This window comes from Staphylococcus sp. GDY8P47P, from assembly GCF_016892225.1.
Taxonomy (GTDB): Bacteria; Bacillota; Bacilli; order Staphylococcales; family Staphylococcaceae; genus Staphylococcus; species Staphylococcus borealis.
Genome location: NZ_JAFENV010000014.1, coordinates 27,985 through 45,832, shown reverse-complemented (window position 1 = coordinate 45,832; position 17,848 = coordinate 27,985). Strand labels below are relative to the sequence as shown.

The following is a 17,848-nucleotide window of genomic DNA, read 5'->3' as shown; positions in this document are numbered from 1 at the left end:
ATATACAATCATTAACTTTTATTTTACCTTATTTTTTGAAAATATACATCTTAACATGTGCTATATAAAAAATTTTTTGAGAAGAATAGAAAAGGGGAGTGGACAGAATTCTAGAAAAATTCATTCATCCACTCCCAACTTGCTTATTAAAGAAATGTCTTTATGCCGTAACTCTCGCGCGCACAGTTGCTGAGAACCAAGTAAAAGCCTAATTTAAGTACATTCTCAACTCTGTGTACTTGCTCAGAAATCTCAAAATATAATCTTTGCTCCAGACGCATAGTCATAGTTATAAATTGATGATTTATTGAATATCATCCCACCAGTGATTACCGTCTCTACTTAACAATAAATCACTTTCTAATGGGCCATTTGTACCAGACGCATAGTTAGGGAAATTAGGTTCATTCATTGTCCATTCATCTTGAATAACATCCACAAATTTCCAAGTTGATTTTAATTCTTCCCAATGTGTAAAGTTTGTTGCATCACCTTTTAAACAGTCAAAAAGTAAATTTTCATAGGCGTCTACTGTGTTCATTTTATCTTGAGCACTCATAGCATAAGATAATTGTACAGGTTCAGTATCAATACCTTGAATATTCTTTTTCGCGTTTAAATGTAAAGATATGCCTTCATTAGGTTGAATATTGATAACTAATAAGTTCGAGTCTAATAATTTATCAGTTTGATAATACAGGTTCATTGGCACTTCTTTAAATTCAACTACAACTTGAATCGATTTCGACTTCATTCGTTTTCCAGTTCTAATATAGAATGGTACGCCTGCCCAACGGAAATTATCAATAGTTAATCGGCCTGAAACAAATGTAGGTGTGTTTGAATCTTCAGCAACACGATCTTCATCTCGATAAGCGATGACTTTTTGACCATCAATAAATCCTTCATCGTATTGACCGCGTACGAAATTTTGTTTTACTTCTTGTGGGTCTAGTTGTCTAAGTGACTTCAATACTTTAACTTTTTCAGCACGAATATCTTCACTGTTCAAACTAATTGGCGCTTCCATCGCAAGAAGTGCAACCATTTGTAACATATGGTTTTGAACCATGTCCTTCAATGCACCACTAGATTCATAATAACCTCCACGATCCTCAACTCCGAGCACCTCTGAAGACGTTACTTGAATATTTGAAATATATTTGTTGTTCCATAACGGTTCAAACATCGCATTTGAAAAACGTAAAACTTCAATGTTTTGCACCATATCTTTACCTAAGTAATGGTCTATTCTATAAATTTCTTCTTCTTTAAATGATCGTCTTAATTGATTATTTAATTGCTCCGCTGATTTCAAATCACTGCCAAATGGTTTTTCTATGACTAATCGTTTAAATCCATTTGTATCAGTTAAACCTGATGATTTTAAGTAATCTGAAATAATACCGAAGAATTGAGGTGCCATTGCTAAGTAAAATAAGCGATTACCTTTTAATTGATATTTTGAATCTAATTCATTAGAGAAGTTCAATAATGAATTGTAGCTTTGTTCATCACTTACGTCATGTTTAAAATAGTATACGTGTTCCATAAACGCATCAATCTGTGATGTATCTTTAACATGCTTTTGAATAGAACTTTTAACTTGTTCACGAAATACTTCATTCGTGTAATCTCTACGTCCAATTCCTATGATAGCGATATGTTCGTCTAAATTATCTTGTTGAAATAAGTGAAATAATGATGGAAATAGCTTTCTATGACTTAAATCTCCGGTTGCACCGAAAATAGTAATTAAACAAGGAATATGTTTAGAATGTTTACTCAAGTTCAAAACCTCAATTCTTTTAATACTATGATTGTATTATTATAAAATATATTTGCACCGCTTCAAACTTATTTGCCTAATTTTATTGTTTCTACAAAGGCACTTGAATTATGGAATGATGCACAATTTAATATCATTATAACTCAAAATGAAACACATGCATTTATTTTATGACTTTTTATAGCAAAATAAATCACATATGATAAAATATAATGAAAGAAAAGGAGGCATATGCATGGAAGTTACATTCTTCGGAACAAGTGCGGGGTTACCTACTAAAGAGAGAAATACGCAAGCAATTGCTTTAAACCTTGAACCTTTTTCGAATAGTATATGGCTATTTGATGTCGGAGAGGGCACACAACATCAAATTTTACATCATTCAATTAAACTTGGAAAAGTTGACCACATTTTTATAACGCATATGCACGGAGATCACATTTTCGGATTACCTGGTTTATTAACGAGTCGTTCTTTTCAAGGTGGGGAAGATAAGCCATTAACAGTTATTGGCCCTAAAGGATTACAACAATATATTGAGACTTCTTTAAGACTATCCGAATCTCATCTAAATTATCCTATCACATATATTGAAATTGATAATCAGTTTACATATCATCATAAAGGCTTTACAGTTAGTGCCAAATTATTAAATCATGGTATTCCTTCTTATGGTTATCGCATTGAATCACCAACAACGCCAGGGACTATTGATGTCGAAGCACTCAAATCAATAGGTTTATATCCTGGGCCTAAGTACCAAGAAGTAAAGGCTTATGATAATTTTGAACATGAAGGCCAAATTTACAATTCTGAAGATTTCAAAGGACCAGCTAAACCTGGACCAATCATCTCTATCTTTGGAGATACGAAACCTTGTCAATCAGAGTTAAGCATTGCAAGAGATTCTGATGTAATGATTCATGAGGCTACTTATATTGAAGGCGAAAAAACATTGGCCAATAACTATCACCATAGTCATATTGAAGATGTATTTTGTTTGATAAAGCAAGCTAACGTTAAGAGAAGTTTAATTACGCATTTGAGTAATCGTTATAATTATGATGAGATAGATACTATTAGACATCAATTAAAAGCTAATGAAAATGTTCCTCACTTTGAATTTGTTAAGGATTTTGATACATTCAAAATTTAAAACAATATATTTTTAAAATACTAGGTGCAATTTTATTTCATATAAAAGACTGGGGCAATGTAACGCCTCAGTCTTTTATATATATATTAATTTAATTATCTTCATTTTTTGATAATTCAACACTACGTTGAACTGCTGCATTTAAACAATCTTTAAATATTGCCTCAATATCATGTTGTGATAGGGCATTTAAACCTGCTTGTGTCGTTCCACCTTTAGAGGTAATATTTTTACGCAATTGTTCCATACTTAAATCTGATCTTTCAATCATTTTACTTGTACCGATAATTAAATTTTTAATTGATTCTTCAACTTGATCCTTTCCAAGCCCTAAATCTGTTCCTGCTTTAACATACTGTTCAAAAACATGATATAAGAAAGCTGGACCGCTTCCTGTAATGGCTGTTACTTGGTGTAAATGGTCTTCGTTTACTTCAATTACCGAACCAAACGCGTTAACTAAATCAATAACTTCTTCCTTTGATTTTGGTCCGAAATTCCCAGAAAAACTAATACCTGTCACTGAATGGCCCACTTGGGCATTCGTATTAGGCATGATTCGAGCGATTGGATTTTCAACGTGTAATTGTTCTTGGATATAGTTAATAGGTAAACCAGCCATGATAGAAATAAAGCGATTGTTTTCATTAATAAACGGTTGAATACGTTGAGCTACTTTTTCGAAATCATAAGGTTTAGATCCTAAAAATACATAATCGGCATCTTGGAGTAACTTTTCATCATCATAACTATATTCAACACCTAATTCTTCAGCGAAATTTTTCAAAGCTTCTTCATTAGATTTATTCGTTAAGTAGATATCATGTGACTTCAATTTTTTAGAATTAATAATTCCTTTGAAAATTGCTTGTGCCATATTACCTGCACCATAAAAAACTAATTTCATTGACAACATCATCCTCACTCTTTAATTTATAAACCCATAGTAACATATAAGGGAGTGGGACAGAATTTTTTACAATTCGTCGTCCCACCCCCACAAGGATGACTAGGACTGAAAAAAGCTTGATTTAAGCGCCTTTTCAGTTCAGTCAGCTACTGCGAATTTCAAAATAGTATCATTGTATCATTTATATCTTCATTTTTTACGCATAAGCTTTAGCTTAGGTGATCCTTAGGGGGATTTTTAAAAAAAGTTAGTGTATGCAATTAGATTTAAACTCAATTACTAGAAGACTTTATACACTAAATAGTTTAAGGTAATATAAAATTATTCAAAGTTAGAGAGGAAATGTCTATGATAGGTAAACACTATGTGGTAACTGGTGGTACAAGTGGCTTAGGTCTCGAAATCACTAAACAACTTATTCAAAAGGGCGCGCATGTTACATTACTTGCTAGAAGCAAACAAAAATATAAACACATTGACTTCTCACCATATGAACATAATGTCCAAATGATTCTGTGTGATATGCAAGACAAACATGCAATTAGCCAATTACCTCAATATATCGATACGCAAATAGATGGCATTATTTATAGTTCTGGTTTAGGGTATTTTAAATCAATCAACCAACACACACCTGATGAAATGACTGAAACGTATGAAGTTAATATTATCGGGTTTAATTTATTATTACATGCTTTAATGAACCAATTGTCTCCACACGCGAGTATTGTTGGAATCTCTAGTCAAGCTGCCTTTGTCACACAAGCTAATGCCGCGCATTACGGTGCGTCTAAAGCGGCTTTGAATGCGGTATTAAATGCACTACGACTGGAACACCCATCTTTTCATGTAATGTCTGTGAATACCGGTCCGATTAGAACAGCATTTCATGAAAAGGCAGACCCAAGTCTCGCTTATGCACACAAGTATGACGCAATGATGTTAGATCCAACTTTATTAGCTAATGATGTTATTAAAGGGATCATTGAACGTAAATGTGAAATCAATCAACCTAAATGGATGCACACCACTTTAAAATTATATCAATTATTCCCTAGGTTGCTTGAATCACTTTTTCCATTTTTATTCAAAAACAAACAATAGATCGGAGTGATTGTATGTTATGTTGTGTAAACCATAACGTTAAACAATGTATTGAGAATATGAATGCATTACCACCACATTCCATTTTTACAATTGCAGATTTAATAGGGGAAAATAATTATGACTTACTAAATGCTGACGAACAATCATTCATAAGTTTCAAATTTCATGAATTAATTTTGAGAGATGAGATCATGAATGTGACGATCAAAGACGAAAATCACAATGGTCATTACACTTACTATAAGCAGTATTAGAGTTAGATTTGAGTTGTAATAAAAAGGCGGGAGTGGGTCAAAATTCTTTTATGAATTCTTAGTCCCATCCCGCACTGTGGTTTAGCAAAACAGTATTTTTACATCATTTATGTCTCAAACGCTTCTGTATTATAACTACATTATTTTAAATGCTGTGTGTATTCTAAGTTTTTCACTCTGTCACGAGCTGCTTTTACTTGATCAAGGCTTACATGTTTATTGTAATTATTAACATTTTCTTCTAATTGTTGTGGTGAGCTAGCGCCAACGATGATTGCACCAAGTGCATCGTGAGATTTTAAATATTCAAAAGATAAAGCACTAAGATTACTTTCTATTTCTTTAACTGAAGCAATCGTTTCGCCTAAATCATGATGTGTATAATCAAATATGCCCTCACTGAATTTATGATCTAGGGCATCAATACTATTAGAAGTTAACAGTCCTTTAAACACAGGGCCACGTGCTAATACTTTAACACCATTGGCATGTATGTCATTCAGTAATTGTTCTGGTCGATTATCAATTAAATTGAATTGAGACATAATTGTCTCGATTTCACTATGTTTTAAATAATAATCGATAACATTAGGACGGATTGAAGAAATACCATAGGCTTTAATAATACCTTCTTGTTTTAACTCATTAAATGCACTGATTGTTTCATCTAATGGATCATCTATCGTTCCACCATGTAATTGATATAAATCGATATGGTCCAATCCTAATCGTTGTAAAGAACCTTTAACACTTTCCTTAATATATTGTTTAGATGGATCCCATGTAGTCCCGCCATCTTCAGTAGGACGATTTCCTACCTTCGTTCCAATTATAATATCATCCCGATTTTGATATTTTTTTAAAGCTTTGCCTACAATTTCTTCATTAATGCCTCGGTCATAAATATCTGCAGTATCAAAATACGTAATACCACTTTCAATTGCTTTTTCAATGATAGGTTCAGCCTTGGCAAAATCTGTGCCTAGACTCATACATCCTAATCCTAATTCTGAAATTTCGATGCCACTCTTTAAAATATTCTTTTGCATGTCCAATCTCCTTTCGATACACTTTAAGTAACGCATTCATCTTACCAATTTATATACTGAATTAAAAGGGACGTGAATTTTTTGGAATTTAATGAGAAAACTTTCGATAGAACTGTTATTTACAATGGTAAAATTATTGATTTAGAAATACATGATGTAGAATTGCCTGATGGGAATACATCTAGAAGAGAATTAGTTTATCATAACGGTGCGGTAGCAGTTTGTGCAATAACGCCAAATGATGAGGTATTACTTGTTAAACAATTTCGTAAACCAGTTGAAAAAGCATTATTAGAAATTCCAGCTGGAAAATTAGAACAAGATGAAATACGTGAAGAAGCTGCTAAACGCGAATTAGAAGAAGAAACAGGTTATGTTGCAAATAACTTAGAATTTGTTACTGACATGTATGGTTGCCCTGGGTTCACCAATGAGAAACTTACGATTTATTTCAGCAGTAACCTAAGTGAAGGTCAACTCAATCTAGATGAAGATGAGTTTGTAGAATTGCATAAAGTGCCTATTTCAGAAATAAAAGCATTACTTGATAATCATGAAATCGAGGATGCTAAAACAATCATTGGGTTGCAGTATATATTATTAAATTATAATCATTCTAATTAAGTGCTGTAAATAGCTTGCATTTAATTGAAAATATTGGTAATTTAGTAATTGAAATATTTTCAATTTAAAATGATTATAATTATTAATAGAGGAGTGTCGCTCCCATGGAAGAACGATTAAATCGCGTAAAACAACAATTACAACAATCTTCATATAAATTAACACCACAAAGAGAAGCTACTGTCCGTGTTCTAATTGAAAATGAAAAAGACCATCTTAGTGCTGAAGATGTATATTTGAAAGTAAAAGACAAAGCACCTGAAATAGGTTTAGCTACTGTCTATAGAACTTTAGAACTTCTAGCCGAAATAAAAGTCGTCGATAAAATTAATTTTGGTGATGGTGTTGCTCGTTTCGATTTAAGAAAAGAGGGCGCTAAACATTTCCATCACCATTTAGTGTGCATGGAATGTGGTAAAGTAGATGAAATCCATGAAGATTTACTACCACAAGTTGAAGAAAGAGTCGAAACAGAATATAACTTCAAAATTTTAGATCACAGATTAACGTTTCACGGTGTTTGTGCTGAATGCCAAGCAAAAGGAAAATAAACAAATAATAGGCTAGGACAATTTCAAATGATTGTCTTAGTCTTTCTTAATATCACATCATAGTTTAATGTGAGTCTATTCAAATAGAGGTGTTGTAATGGAAACAATTATTGAAGAATATTTAAAATTTATACAAATCGAAAAAGGCTTAAGCGAGAATACGATAGGTGCCTATCGCCGAGACTTAAAAAAATATCAAATATATATGCAAGAAAACAAAATTGCGCATATTGATTTTATTGATAGACAAACGATTCAAGAATGTCTAGGTCATTTAATAGATCAGGGGGCTTCTGCTAAATCTATTGCGCGATTTATTTCAACGATTCGCAGTTTCCATCAATTTGCGCTACGTGAGAAATATGCAGCGAAAGATCCTACAGTTCTTATTGAAACGCCTAAGTACGAGAAGAAACTTCCAGATGTGTTAGATGTTGAAGAAGTGATTCAGTTACTTGAAACACCAGATTTAAATAAAAATAATGGATACCGCGACCGTACAATTCTCGAATTATTATATGCGACTGGAATGCGTGTGACTGAATTAATACAAATCGAGATAGACGATGTTAATTTAATTATGGGGTTTGTAAAAGTGTTTGGTAAAGGGAACAAAGAACGTATCATCCCATTAGGCGATACTGTAATCGAATATCTAGACACATATATCAATTCTGTTAGACCTCAATTACTTAAAAAAACAGTCACTAACGTGCTTTTTTTAAATATGCATGGACGACCATTGACACGTCAGGGTATTTGGAAACTAATTAAACAGTATGGTTTAAAGGCAAATATCAATAAAACATTGACACCTCATACGTTAAGACACTCATTTGCAACACACCTATTGGAGAATGGTGCAGATTTACGTGCAGTTCAAGAAATGTTAGGTCATTCTGATATTTCGACTACACAATTATATACACATGTTTCTAAAACTCAGATTAGACAGATGTATAATCAATTCCACCCAAGAGCATAAAAGAAGTAAGTATTTATAGTAATGATTAATTTTAGATAGAGGATTACTTAAAAGGAGATTGGTTTATATTAACGAATGAGGAGAGGGTCGTAGAGACTGACTATTTCTGTATCCCCAGCTTGCTTTGCTTGTAGAATTTCTTTTTGAAATTCTTTTTGCTGGGGCTCTACCTTAAATGACGACTAGAACTAAAAGCAACTTAACTTAAGTGTATTCATCAATCAGTCAACTATTGGGAAAATCCCAAATAGTCTTACTTTATTATTTTTGACTCAGACTTTAATAGAATACGCTTTATTTCTACAGTAAAGCGAGTTATTTAGTGGCAGTTTGAATTTTAACTAATCATCCATCCAACTCCTCATTCTCTTTTTATACATCAATGCTTGTTGTCTGGCATTGATCACATCGCTTCTATCTCTAAGTTTGTGATAATTAACAATATAATTATCTTCAGTAGAAAGAAATGTAAATGAATAATCTGGATACCTATCTATTATTTGTTTTTCAAAGGTTGAATTGATAGGCAAATATGCCGGTTTGAATGGTTTCAAGTCATCTATAGCTTTAATCTCATTCACAATTAATGTTTGAAATGCGTGTTCACTAAGATTTAGCACTGTTTTATCATATGCGTCATTAAAAGTATTTAATGACTTCTCAAAAGTTATCCGCGCACCTTTGATATTTCCTCTTCTATAATGATACATGGCAGTAGAAAATAAAATTAGGCTTACAATGCCATCCTTTTTAGAAAACTGACTATTTGCTTTCCATGCATCCTCTAAAATATCATGACATAAGAAATAATGTTGCTGTTTATGAAAATAATAATAAAAATCGATTAAGGCTTTTTCCAATCCGACTCATCCTTAATTTAATGTTTGTAATATTCATGCTATAATACTTTAGTAAATTATGCACGATTTAGATTCAGTATAAGGACGATTAACATGTATGAAGTAAAATTAGATGCCTTCAATGGCCCCTTAGATTTATTACTACACCTAATTCAAAAATATGAAATTGATATTTATGATATACCTATGAAATCATTAACAGAACAATATATGCAATATGTTCACGCTATGAAACAATTAGAAATCAATATAGCGAGTGAATATTTAGTTATGGCATCTGAGTTATTAATGATAAAAAGCAAATTATTGCTACCGCAACATGATGTTGATGAACATTTAGAGGAAGATCCACGAGAAGATTTAGTAGGTCGACTTATTGAATATCAAAATTATAAAGAATATACAGAATTATTAGCCGAAAAGAAAGAAGAACGCGAGCACTATTTCACTAAGCACCCAACTGATTTATCCCATCTTGAAAAAGACGTCACATGGGATCAAAGTCAAACATTAGATTTAACTGATTTAATTGTTGCTTATCAACGTGTAAAAAATAGACTAGCACTTAATACACCTAAGACTGTTGACATCGTTAAAGAAAGCTTTACGATTCAACAAGCAACTGAAAAAGTAACGACACAATTAAAACATCATACATCGTTTAACTTCTTTAGTTTGTTTACTTTTAGTGAACCATTAGAACAAGTGGTTACTCACTTCTTAGCAATATTAGAAATGTCTAAATCTGGACAAATCAATATTGAACAAGTTAAAAATTTTGATGATATACGTATCGTTAGAGGAGTGAATTTTAATCTTGGATAAACATGGAATCATAGAGGCATTGCTATATACAGCGGGAGATGAAGGGCTTGAAGAAAAGCAAATTTTAGAGATTCTAGATATTAATCAAGCAAAATTAGCTGAATTAGTGTCATCGTATACTTCAAGTGGTTTAATGATTCAAAAATTTGGTTCAACTTATATCTTAACTTCAAAGAAAGAAGCATCACCTTATATTGAACAACTCATTGAACAAAAATCAAATATGAAGTTATCACAGGCAGCAATGGAAACATTATCGATTATTGCATATAATCAACCATTAACGCGGAGTGATATCGAATTAATTAGAGGCATTAATTCCGATGGTGCAGTTAGAACTTTAATTGCACGTGGTTTAATTGAAGCAAAAGATGTTGAAAATTCTCGTAGTCATGCTTTACAAACAACAGATTTATTTTTAAATGTATTCGGAATAGAAAAAATTGAAGATTTACCAACGACTGAAGAAGATGAAGAAGAGATGGAAGATTTCTTTAGTAATTTAGTAAATCAAAAAGGAGATACGAAATGAGCAAAGAATTAGAAAGGCTTCAAAAACGCATTGCTAATAGTGGGTATACATCACGCAGAAAAGCTGAAACTTTAATTTCAGAAGGAAAAGTAAAAGTCAACGGTGAAACTGTGACTGAATTAGGTACTAAAGTTAAAAGTTCTGATACTGTTGAAGTAGAAGGCATTAAAGTAGAACAAGAAGACAAAATGTATATATTATTCTACAAACCAACGCAAGTGATCACAAGTGTGTCTGATGATAGAGGACGTACAGTAGTCACAGACTATTTTAAAGATTTAGAGACTAGAATTTATCCAGTTGGCAGATTGGATTATGATACTTCAGGTCTATTACTACTAACAAATGATGGTGAATTTACGAATTTAATGACACACCCTAGATACCACATTCAGAAAAAGTATGTTGCTAAATTAAAAGGATATCTCATGCGAGAGGAAGTCAAAGCTTTAGAAAAAGGAATCGAACTGGAAGATGGGTTTACGCAACCAGCACAAGTGAAAGTAAAAAAACAAGATAAAGATAAAAACACTACACTTGTAGAAATTACTATAAGTGAAGGTAGAAATCGTCAAGTTCGTCGTATGTTTGAACACTTTGGTCACCAAGTTGATAAATTAACAAGAATTGAGTTCGGTAACTTAAATCTTAAAGGTTTAAATGCAGGTGAAGGTAGAGTCCTAACACCACATGAAGTTAAAGTATTAAGACACATGGCAGAAAATGGAAAATAAATAAATAATATTTTACAATAGTAAGAGAATTTAATTTAACTTAATTTCTCTTGCTATTTTTTTCACAAAGTTAACTTTAAAGTAAAGCTTTCAATCATGCTATATGCTATAATATTGAGTGTATTCAGCATGTGTAGGAGGTATAAACAAAATGACAAACGAAATTTTAATTGTAGACGATGAGGATAGAATTAGAAGATTACTTAAACTCTACCTAGAGAGAGAATCGTTTACGATTCATGAAGCAAGTGATGGTAAAGAAGCCTATGATCTTGCAATGGAGAATGACTATGCGTGCATACTTTTAGACTTGATGCTACCAGAGATGGATGGAATTGAAGTGGCATCTAAATTACGTGAACATAAAGACACACCTATTATTATGCTTACTGCTAAAGGTGAAGAAACAAATAGGGTTGAGGGGTTTGAATCAGGCGCTGATGACTATATCGTTAAACCATTCTCTCCAAGAGAAGTTGTATTAAGAGTTAAAGCATTATTGCGTAGAACGCAATCTTCTAAACCTGAACAAAGTGAACCTCACGCAAGAGATGTTATAGAATTTAATCATTTAATCATTGATAATGATGCGCATCGCGTTTTAGCTGATAATCAACAAGTGAATTTAACGCCTAAAGAATATGAGTTACTTATTTATTTAGCTAAGACACCTAATAAAGTTTTTGATCGTGAACAACTATTAAAAGAAGTATGGCATTATGAGTTTTACGGAGACTTAAGAACGGTAGACACTCATGTAAAACGCCTTCGTGAGAAACTTAATCGTGTATCTGAAGATGCTGCACATATGATTCAAACTGTATGGGGTGTTGGTTACAAATTCGAGGTAAAGTCTAATGACGAGCCGACTAAATAGTGTGGTAATAAAACTGTGGTTAACTATACTTTTCATAGTAACGACAGTTTTAATTTTATTAAGTGCAGCTTTAATTACATTTATACAGTATTATTACACTCAACAAACTGAAAATGCTATAAGGGAAGACGCGTCTAGAATTAGTCACTTAGTTGAACAAGCTGATAATAAGACGTTAGCCATTCAACATAGCCAACAATTAATTGATGGCTCAGGTGGCGTGATTATTATGGCAAATAAACCTTCAAGTCTTAATCATTCTAATAGTGAAACTAAAAATAAAATGCTTGAAGCAATACACAATAATGCCAAATTCCAACAAGTCTTTTCAAAGGGTAAATCTACTACCCAAAATATAACCATTAGTAATAATGGTAACTCGCACTCTTATATTCTATTGGGCTATCCAATGAAAGCACAAGACAATGCAAACTCAAAGTATAGTGCTGTATTTATATATCAAGATTTAAAATCTATTGAAGATACGAATAATGCAATTACAATTATCATACTAATTACTGCGATTATCTTTATTGCTATTTCAACTGTATTTGCTTTCTTTTTATCAAATAGAATTACGAAACCTTTGAGACAACTTAGAACGCAAGCATTAAATATATCTAAGGGGGACTATTCTAAACAGACAAGCGTCTCAACTAAAGATGAAATAGGTGAATTATCACATACTTTCAATCATATGAGTTCTGAAATACAAGAGAATATTGAAGCACTTTCAACTCAAAAAAATATTAGAGATAGTCTAATCAATTCTATGATAGAAGGTGTACTAGGCCTAAATGACAAAAGAGAAGTTATCCTTTCAAATAAAATGGCTGATGATATTACTAAATCACTTAGTGCACCTGTATATAAAGATATTGAAAAGCAAATCGAAAAAACATTTGTTTCAAAGAATACAGAATTCCAAGAATACGAAATTAATAACAAATATTATGTCATTATCATGAGTTATATCGAGCGAATCCAACAAGATGGCCGTAGTGGTCTAGTAGTCATTATTAGAGATATGACCAACGAACATAATCTTGATCAAATGAAAAAAGACTTCATTGCTAACGTTTCACATGAATTAAGAACTCCTATTTCTTTACTACAAGGGTATACAGAGTCCATTGTAGATGGCATTGTAACAGAGCCCGATGAAATTCGAGACTCTTTATCTATCGTGCTTGATGAAACAAAACGTTTAAATCGTCTAGTAAATGAATTATTGAATGTAGCGCGTATGGATGCAGAAGGTTTAACTGTTAATAAAGAGAAACAACCCATTAAACCTTTATTAACTAAAATGCAAATGAAGTATAAACAACAGGCACAAGATTTAGAGTTAGACATGTCACTCGCGCCAGAAATGACTGATGAATTGTGGGATTATGATGCCGATCGTATTGATCAAGTACTTACAAATCTGATTGATAATGCCACACGTTATACTCAACCAGGTGATTCAATTACAATCACTTCATCATCTGATGACACATATCAGACATTGTACATTAGCGATACCGGAAGTGGTATATCTCCGGAACATCTTGAACTTGTTTTTGATAGATTTTATAAAGTCGAAGCATCAAGAACGAGAGGGAAACAAGGTACTGGTTTAGGATTATTTATTTGCAAGATGATTATCGAAGAACATGGTGGTTCTATTCAAGTAGAAAGCGAAGTAAACAAAGGTACAACATTTATCATTAAATTACCTAAACCTAAGTGCTAATATGATTACAATCTTACGCACTTATCTATCAAGCGCTTTAATTTAAGTTACATTAGAAACTCGTACATCACGAGGTTTTACTTAACGTACTAGCTTTTATTCTAAAAATGAAATTGCTAGACCAAGAGTGGGTCAGAATTCATGTTGAATCTGATTTCACTCTTTTTTTCTAATCAGTTTAAGCACCATTATTGCGCAATGTGCTTACTTAATGTAATATAAAAATTAAATTAATATATAGTTATAATTCATCTTCGGGGTAGGGTGTAAGTCCCAACCGGCAGTAATTCAAGCCTGCGACCCGCTTCTTATGAAGTGGCTGATTCAGTGAAAGTCTGAAGCCGACAGTATAGTCTGGATGGGAGAAGATGGAGATTTTTTGTTGTGCAAAATTATCTCCTATTCTAAGTAAGATGAATGGAAGGAGATAATTCAATATGCAACAAAACAAACGTCTTATCACGATAAGTATGTTAAGTGCGATAGCGTTCATTTTAACATTTATCAAATTTCCGCTACCATTTTTACCGCCATACTTAACATTAGACTTTAGTGATGTGCCAACATTATTAGCAACATTCCTTTTGGGTCCAGTTGCTGGTATTATCGTAGCACTCATAAAAAATATACTTAACTTTTTATTTAACATGGGCGATCCAGTGGGCCCAGTTGCTAACTTTTTAGCAGGTGTAAGTTTCTTATTATCCGCTTACTATGTTACAAAACGTCAAAGACAACATGCACATACGCCACGTTCTTTAGTTATAGGACTCGCAATCGGTACTATAGTTATGACGATTGTGTTAAGTGTATTAAACTACTTTGTGTTGCTTCCATTATATGGGATGATTTTTAATTTAGGAGATGTATTTAATAATTTAAAAATTGTCATTTTATCTGGTGTTATACCTTTTAATATTATTAAAGGTGTTGTGATTTCAATTATATTTGTACTATTATACAATCGATTAAAACGCGTTTTATCATAAAAAATCTCCTATTGTTGAATTAAGTACTCAGCAATAGGAGATTTAAAATTTATTTGATTGTGCCATAAACTATTCAAATTTAAGGGCATCACCATCAAATGGTTCTTCTTCAATTTTAATTGAATCAGTTGGACAACCTTCAAGCGCATCTTCCATATCTTCATATAATTCTTCTGGTACTTCTGCAGTACCTTGATTATCATCAAGGATTACGAAAGCAATACCTTCGTCGTCATAATCGTAAATGTCTGGCGCCGCAGCACCACATGCGCCACAAGCAATACATGTATCCATATCAACGATTGTATACTTTGCCAAATTCTTCGCCTCCTTTGATAAAAATGCTACACTAGTATAACAAATGTTAACTAACACTTCGATTAATTTATTTACTATTTTATTAGTTACATAAAGTGAGGAATCATTAATGCATTCAATTATTACCTATGCATCAAATCATTCATTCGAATATAAAACCAATAAAAGTATCTATAATATTTTAATTGGGAAAAAATCACATCAAACTTTTTTTGATGCATGTTCCCAACAACTTTTATCATTATATCACAGTTTACCTAAATTAAAATATCCGTCTTTTGAGCGATTTTTGAATAGTAATGATGACCAAGATATCACCATTACTATTCATCCAAGGTTTACATACGATAGTATCATTCAAACATTTAGTTGTATTCAATTACTTATACAAACGATGACGCATTTCAAAAATAATCATTTAGACTTTATACCCATTACGCAACAAGTCATAGTTCAAAATAAAGTAAAGCAATTATATTCAACTATCATCGAGAGTGACTTAATTGATGATTTAGAAAATGAAATTGAGCAACTTTTTCATATCATTAATGAAACGTGCAATGGCAACTGTTTGATTCATTATTATCTACAAGGATATGAAGAACCAATGTATACGCGTCAACAAGTTTCTCTCATTGAAGACATACCAGTAACCGAGTTATTTGTCCATGAATTGAATAATTTAGTTCAAATGATGTTTGCATTAGAACATAAAGAACAATTTCCAATATTATCTCAAACCATTATTTTACCTACATTACTAAATAAAACTACAATTACATATCATCAATTACTCAAAGGACTTTCAATGAATGAAGCAGCAGTGACTCAAAATGTTAAAATCAATACGATTGAAGACCATGTACTTGAATTATTTATTAAAGGTTATTTTACAGCGTATCAACAATATGTAAGTACGACAGATTATAATTCGTTCATAGAATTTTATCACCAGAATAGAGGACATCGATTAAAAATATATAAAGAGCAATTCAATCAATTGTCTTATTTTCAAATCAAATTATTAATTATTGGAATTGAAAGAGGTGAGTTAAGTGCTTGAAGATAAATTAAAAGAATGGTTCGGTTTCTCCTCATTTAATCCGGGTCAGAAAGAAATTATTGAAAGCGTATTGAGCGATAAAGATACGTTAGGAATTCTTCCAACAGGTAGTGGCAAAAGTTTATGTTATCAAATGCCAACTTATATAAAAGAAAAGCCAACTCTCATCATTTCACCTTTAATCTCTCTTATGGATGACCAAGTCATGCAAATGAAATCTCAAGGAGAGAAATTAGTTGCTTCTATTCACTCTGGTATGGATCAAAATGAAAAAAGGCAAAATATAAATTTACTACAAAAAAGTCGATTTGTGTTTTTAAGTCCAGAATTTATGTTACAATCTCAAAATTTCGAATTAATTAAGAACATAGATTTCGGTTTAATAGTACTCGATGAGGCACATTGTCTATCAGAATGGGGATATGATTTTCGACCACACTATGCAATTATTGGAGAAATTACATCTTATTACAAGAATGCAACCATATTAGCCCTAACGGCGACAGCACCACCTCATCTCGAAAAAGATTTAAACCTTATTTTATCTAAGGAATTAACTGTTATAAAGACTTCTATGAATCGGCAAAATATTGCTTTTTCACATCTCAATTTTGATAATGATGATAGTAAAATCCAGTGGTTATTAAACTTTTTAGAACAATCAGGACCTACAATCATTTATGTTTCATCCAAAAAAGTATGCTTAGAATTAGCGACCATGATCTATCACCATGGCTATTTAACTGGTATTTACCACGGTGATCTATCCTATCAAGAACGCCATACCGTTCAAAATCAATTTATGGAAAACTTTATACCCGTTATTGTGGCCACAAGCGCTTTCGGTATGGGGGTCAATAAAAAAGATATTAGAACAGTGATTCACTTTCATTTATCGACAAGTCCATCAAACTATTTACAAGAAATAGGTAGAGCAGGTAGAGATAATTTACCAAGCCAAGCGATAAGCCTATATCAACCTGATGATAGCTTCATTTTGGAAACATTACTTTTTAGTGATGCGATTACAACAGAAGATATTGACGCTTATGATATTGGCGCATTTCTACCACCACAAAAGGAAGAAATTCTATCCATTTTAAGCCAAAGATATTCATCCAAAGTGCTTAAATCAATTTTCAACAACGCTTTAATACGTAAAAAATTAGGTTATCAAAGGATGATTGGATATACATCTTTAGATCAATGTAGACGCCGCTATTTATTAGAATTTTTTGGCGATACACCACTTCAACCTAAACAATGCTGTGATATTGATTCGGATTTAGAATCCATTCACGTTACAAACCGAAAAAAAGTTAAAAGAAAATTAAATTATAGTGAAAAGTTAAAATATTTATTTAAAGTATAGTTGCTTTTCTTTACTAAAATTATTTTAAGAGGATATAATTAAAATACTTAAAGTTTTTTCAAGAAATATCGTGATACTATACATATTTCACACTTTGTGGGGTATATGGTATGTG

General features: G+C 32.1%; 19 protein-coding genes and 1 riboswitch. Of the genes, 14 read left to right on the top strand and 5 right to left on the bottom strand.

Annotation, left to right across the window (positions count from 1 at the left end; translation table 11 throughout):
* Positions 1-304 precede the first annotated feature (304 nt).
* Positions 305-1,789: a glucose-6-phosphate dehydrogenase gene (zwf, locus tag JVV30_RS05060; protein ID WP_053029463.1), complete on the bottom strand. Its 1,485-nt coding sequence runs from the start codon at positions 1,787-1,789 to the stop codon at positions 305-307.
* 235 nt (positions 1,790-2,024) lie between these two features.
* Between zwf and rnz the strand changes: the two genes are divergently transcribed.
* Positions 2,025-2,945, top strand: coding sequence for a ribonuclease Z (gene rnz, locus JVV30_RS05055; protein WP_053029462.1), 921 nt, complete (start codon positions 2,025-2,027; stop codon positions 2,943-2,945).
* Between the two features lie 91 nt (positions 2,946-3,036).
* Here the strand turns inward: rnz and proC are convergent, their stop codons facing one another.
* Positions 3,037-3,852: a pyrroline-5-carboxylate reductase gene (gene proC / locus JVV30_RS05050; protein ID WP_070854993.1), complete on the bottom strand. Its 816-nt coding sequence runs from the start codon at positions 3,850-3,852 to the stop codon at positions 3,037-3,039.
* A gap of 351 nt (positions 3,853-4,203) precedes the next feature.
* On the opposite strand from proC, the gene JVV30_RS05045 reads away from it, so the two are divergent.
* A complete protein-coding gene (locus tag JVV30_RS05045) occupies positions 4,204-4,959 on the top strand; it encodes an SDR family NAD(P)-dependent oxidoreductase (RefSeq protein ID WP_070854994.1) in 756 nt (251 codons plus the stop codon).
* A gap of 14 nt (positions 4,960-4,973) precedes the next feature.
* Positions 4,974-5,216, top strand: a complete 243-nt coding sequence (locus JVV30_RS05040; RefSeq protein WP_204193604.1) for a hypothetical protein — start codon at positions 4,974-4,976, stop codon at positions 5,214-5,216.
* Between the two features lie 140 nt (positions 5,217-5,356).
* On the opposite strand, the gene JVV30_RS05035 is transcribed toward JVV30_RS05040, so the two are convergent.
* Complete coding sequence (locus JVV30_RS05035) at positions 5,357-6,265, bottom strand: aldo/keto reductase (protein ID WP_053029459.1); 909 nt, start codon at positions 6,263-6,265, stop codon at positions 5,357-5,359.
* An 81-nt stretch (positions 6,266-6,346) separates the two neighbouring features.
* Between JVV30_RS05035 and JVV30_RS05030 the strand changes: the two genes are divergently transcribed.
* From JVV30_RS05030 to xerD, 3 genes are all read left to right on the top strand, one after another.
* Positions 6,347-6,889, top strand: coding sequence for an NUDIX hydrolase (locus JVV30_RS05030; protein WP_070854996.1), 543 nt, complete (start codon positions 6,347-6,349; stop codon positions 6,887-6,889).
* Positions 6,890-6,993: 104 nt separating this feature from the next.
* Complete coding sequence (fur, locus tag JVV30_RS05025) at positions 6,994-7,440, top strand: ferric iron uptake transcriptional regulator (RefSeq protein ID WP_011275714.1); 447 nt, start codon at positions 6,994-6,996, stop codon at positions 7,438-7,440.
* Positions 7,441-7,537: 97 nt separating this feature from the next.
* Positions 7,538-8,425 (top strand): site-specific tyrosine recombinase XerD, encoded by an 888-nt coding sequence (gene xerD / locus JVV30_RS05020; protein ID WP_070854997.1) that lies wholly within the window; start codon positions 7,538-7,540, stop codon positions 8,423-8,425.
* 341 nt (positions 8,426-8,766) lie between these two features.
* Here xerD and JVV30_RS05015 read toward each other — a convergent pair whose 3' ends face one another.
* Positions 8,767-9,285 (bottom strand): DUF309 domain-containing protein, encoded by a 519-nt coding sequence (locus JVV30_RS05015; RefSeq protein ID WP_070854899.1) that lies wholly within the window; start codon positions 9,283-9,285, stop codon positions 8,767-8,769.
* A gap of 93 nt (positions 9,286-9,378) precedes the next feature.
* Between JVV30_RS05015 and JVV30_RS05010 the strand changes: the two genes are divergently transcribed.
* The 6 genes from JVV30_RS05010 (at position 9,379) to JVV30_RS04985 (ending at position 14,980) form a co-directional block, all read left to right on the top strand.
* On the top strand, positions 9,379-10,110 hold the full coding sequence (locus tag JVV30_RS05010; RefSeq protein ID WP_070854898.1) for a segregation and condensation protein A: 732 nt from the start codon (positions 9,379-9,381) through the stop codon (positions 10,108-10,110).
* Positions 10,103-10,642 carry an SMC-Scp complex subunit ScpB gene (scpB, locus tag JVV30_RS05005; RefSeq protein WP_053029453.1) on the top strand — a complete coding sequence of 180 codons (540 nt, stop codon included), beginning with the start codon at positions 10,103-10,105 and terminating at the stop codon, positions 10,640-10,642. The genes JVV30_RS05010 and scpB overlap by 8 nt, the downstream gene beginning before the upstream one ends.
* Positions 10,639-11,376 carry a pseudouridine synthase gene (locus JVV30_RS05000; RefSeq protein WP_204193603.1) on the top strand — a complete coding sequence of 246 codons (738 nt, stop codon included), beginning with the start codon at positions 10,639-10,641 and terminating at the stop codon, positions 11,374-11,376. The genes scpB and JVV30_RS05000 overlap by 4 nt, the downstream gene beginning before the upstream one ends.
* Before the next feature lie 151 nt (positions 11,377-11,527).
* The gene (locus JVV30_RS04995) at positions 11,528-12,253 is read left to right on the top strand and encodes a response regulator (protein ID WP_053029451.1); all 726 of its coding nucleotides are present in this window, start codon (positions 11,528-11,530) and stop codon (positions 12,251-12,253) included.
* Positions 12,234-13,991 carry an ATP-binding protein gene (locus JVV30_RS04990; protein WP_070854896.1) on the top strand — a complete coding sequence of 586 codons (1,758 nt, stop codon included), beginning with the start codon at positions 12,234-12,236 and terminating at the stop codon, positions 13,989-13,991. The genes JVV30_RS04995 and JVV30_RS04990 overlap by 20 nt, the downstream gene beginning before the upstream one ends.
* A gap of 246 nt (positions 13,992-14,237) precedes the next feature.
* Positions 14,238-14,365: riboswitch (FMN riboswitch) on the top strand.
* Positions 14,366-14,428: 63 nt separating this feature from the next.
* Positions 14,429-14,980 carry an ECF transporter S component gene (locus tag JVV30_RS04985; protein WP_070854895.1) on the top strand — a complete coding sequence of 184 codons (552 nt, stop codon included), beginning with the start codon at positions 14,429-14,431 and terminating at the stop codon, positions 14,978-14,980.
* 69 nt (positions 14,981-15,049) lie between these two features.
* On the opposite strand, the gene JVV30_RS04980 is transcribed toward JVV30_RS04985, so the two are convergent.
* Complete coding sequence (locus tag JVV30_RS04980; protein ID WP_002449743.1) at positions 15,050-15,298, bottom strand: ferredoxin; 249 nt, start codon at positions 15,296-15,298, stop codon at positions 15,050-15,052.
* Between the two features lie 109 nt (positions 15,299-15,407).
* Here JVV30_RS04980 and JVV30_RS04975 point away from each other — a divergent pair, with 109 nt between their 5' ends.
* Together JVV30_RS04975 and JVV30_RS04970 are read left to right on the top strand one after the other, a co-directional pair.
* On the top strand, positions 15,408-16,361 hold the full coding sequence (locus JVV30_RS04975; protein WP_070854894.1) for a YpbB family protein: 954 nt from the start codon (positions 15,408-15,410) through the stop codon (positions 16,359-16,361).
* The gene (locus tag JVV30_RS04970; protein ID WP_204193602.1) at positions 16,354-17,733 is read left to right on the top strand and encodes a RecQ family ATP-dependent DNA helicase; all 1,380 of its coding nucleotides are present in this window, start codon (positions 16,354-16,356) and stop codon (positions 17,731-17,733) included. Before JVV30_RS04975 ends, JVV30_RS04970 begins: the two co-directional genes overlap by 8 nt.
* The last annotated feature ends 115 nt before the right edge of the window (positions 17,734-17,848 follow it).

Bases quoted from the DNA above. Each gene is read 5' to 3' on its own strand.
- rnz (WP_053029462.1), top strand. From the start codon at position 2,025: ATGGAAGTTACATTCTTCGGAACAAGTGCGGGGTTACCTACTAAAGAG.
- proC (WP_070854993.1), bottom strand. From the start codon at position 3,852: ATGAAATTAGTTTTTTATGGTGCAGGTAATATGGCACAAGCAATTTTC.
- JVV30_RS05045 (WP_070854994.1), top strand. From the start codon at position 4,204: ATGATAGGTAAACACTATGTGGTAACTGGTGGTACAAGTGGCTTAGGT.
- JVV30_RS05040 (WP_204193604.1), top strand. From the start codon at position 4,974: ATGTTATGTTGTGTAAACCATAACGTTAAACAATGTATTGAGAATATG.
- JVV30_RS05035 (WP_053029459.1), bottom strand. From the start codon at position 6,265: ATGCAAAAGAATATTTTAAAGAGTGGCATCGAAATTTCAGAATTAGGA.
- fur (WP_011275714.1), top strand. From the start codon at position 6,994: ATGGAAGAACGATTAAATCGCGTAAAACAACAATTACAACAATCTTCA.
- xerD (WP_070854997.1), top strand. From the start codon at position 7,538: ATGGAAACAATTATTGAAGAATATTTAAAATTTATACAAATCGAAAAA.
- JVV30_RS05010 (WP_070854898.1), top strand. From the start codon at position 9,379: ATGTATGAAGTAAAATTAGATGCCTTCAATGGCCCCTTAGATTTATTA.
- JVV30_RS05000 (WP_204193603.1), top strand. From the start codon at position 10,639: ATGAGCAAAGAATTAGAAAGGCTTCAAAAACGCATTGCTAATAGTGGG.
- JVV30_RS04995 (WP_053029451.1), top strand. From the start codon at position 11,528: ATGACAAACGAAATTTTAATTGTAGACGATGAGGATAGAATTAGAAGA.
- JVV30_RS04990 (WP_070854896.1), top strand. From the start codon at position 12,234: ATGACGAGCCGACTAAATAGTGTGGTAATAAAACTGTGGTTAACTATA.
- JVV30_RS04985 (WP_070854895.1), top strand. From the start codon at position 14,429: ATGCAACAAAACAAACGTCTTATCACGATAAGTATGTTAAGTGCGATA.
- JVV30_RS04975 (WP_070854894.1), top strand. From the start codon at position 15,408: ATGCATTCAATTATTACCTATGCATCAAATCATTCATTCGAATATAAA.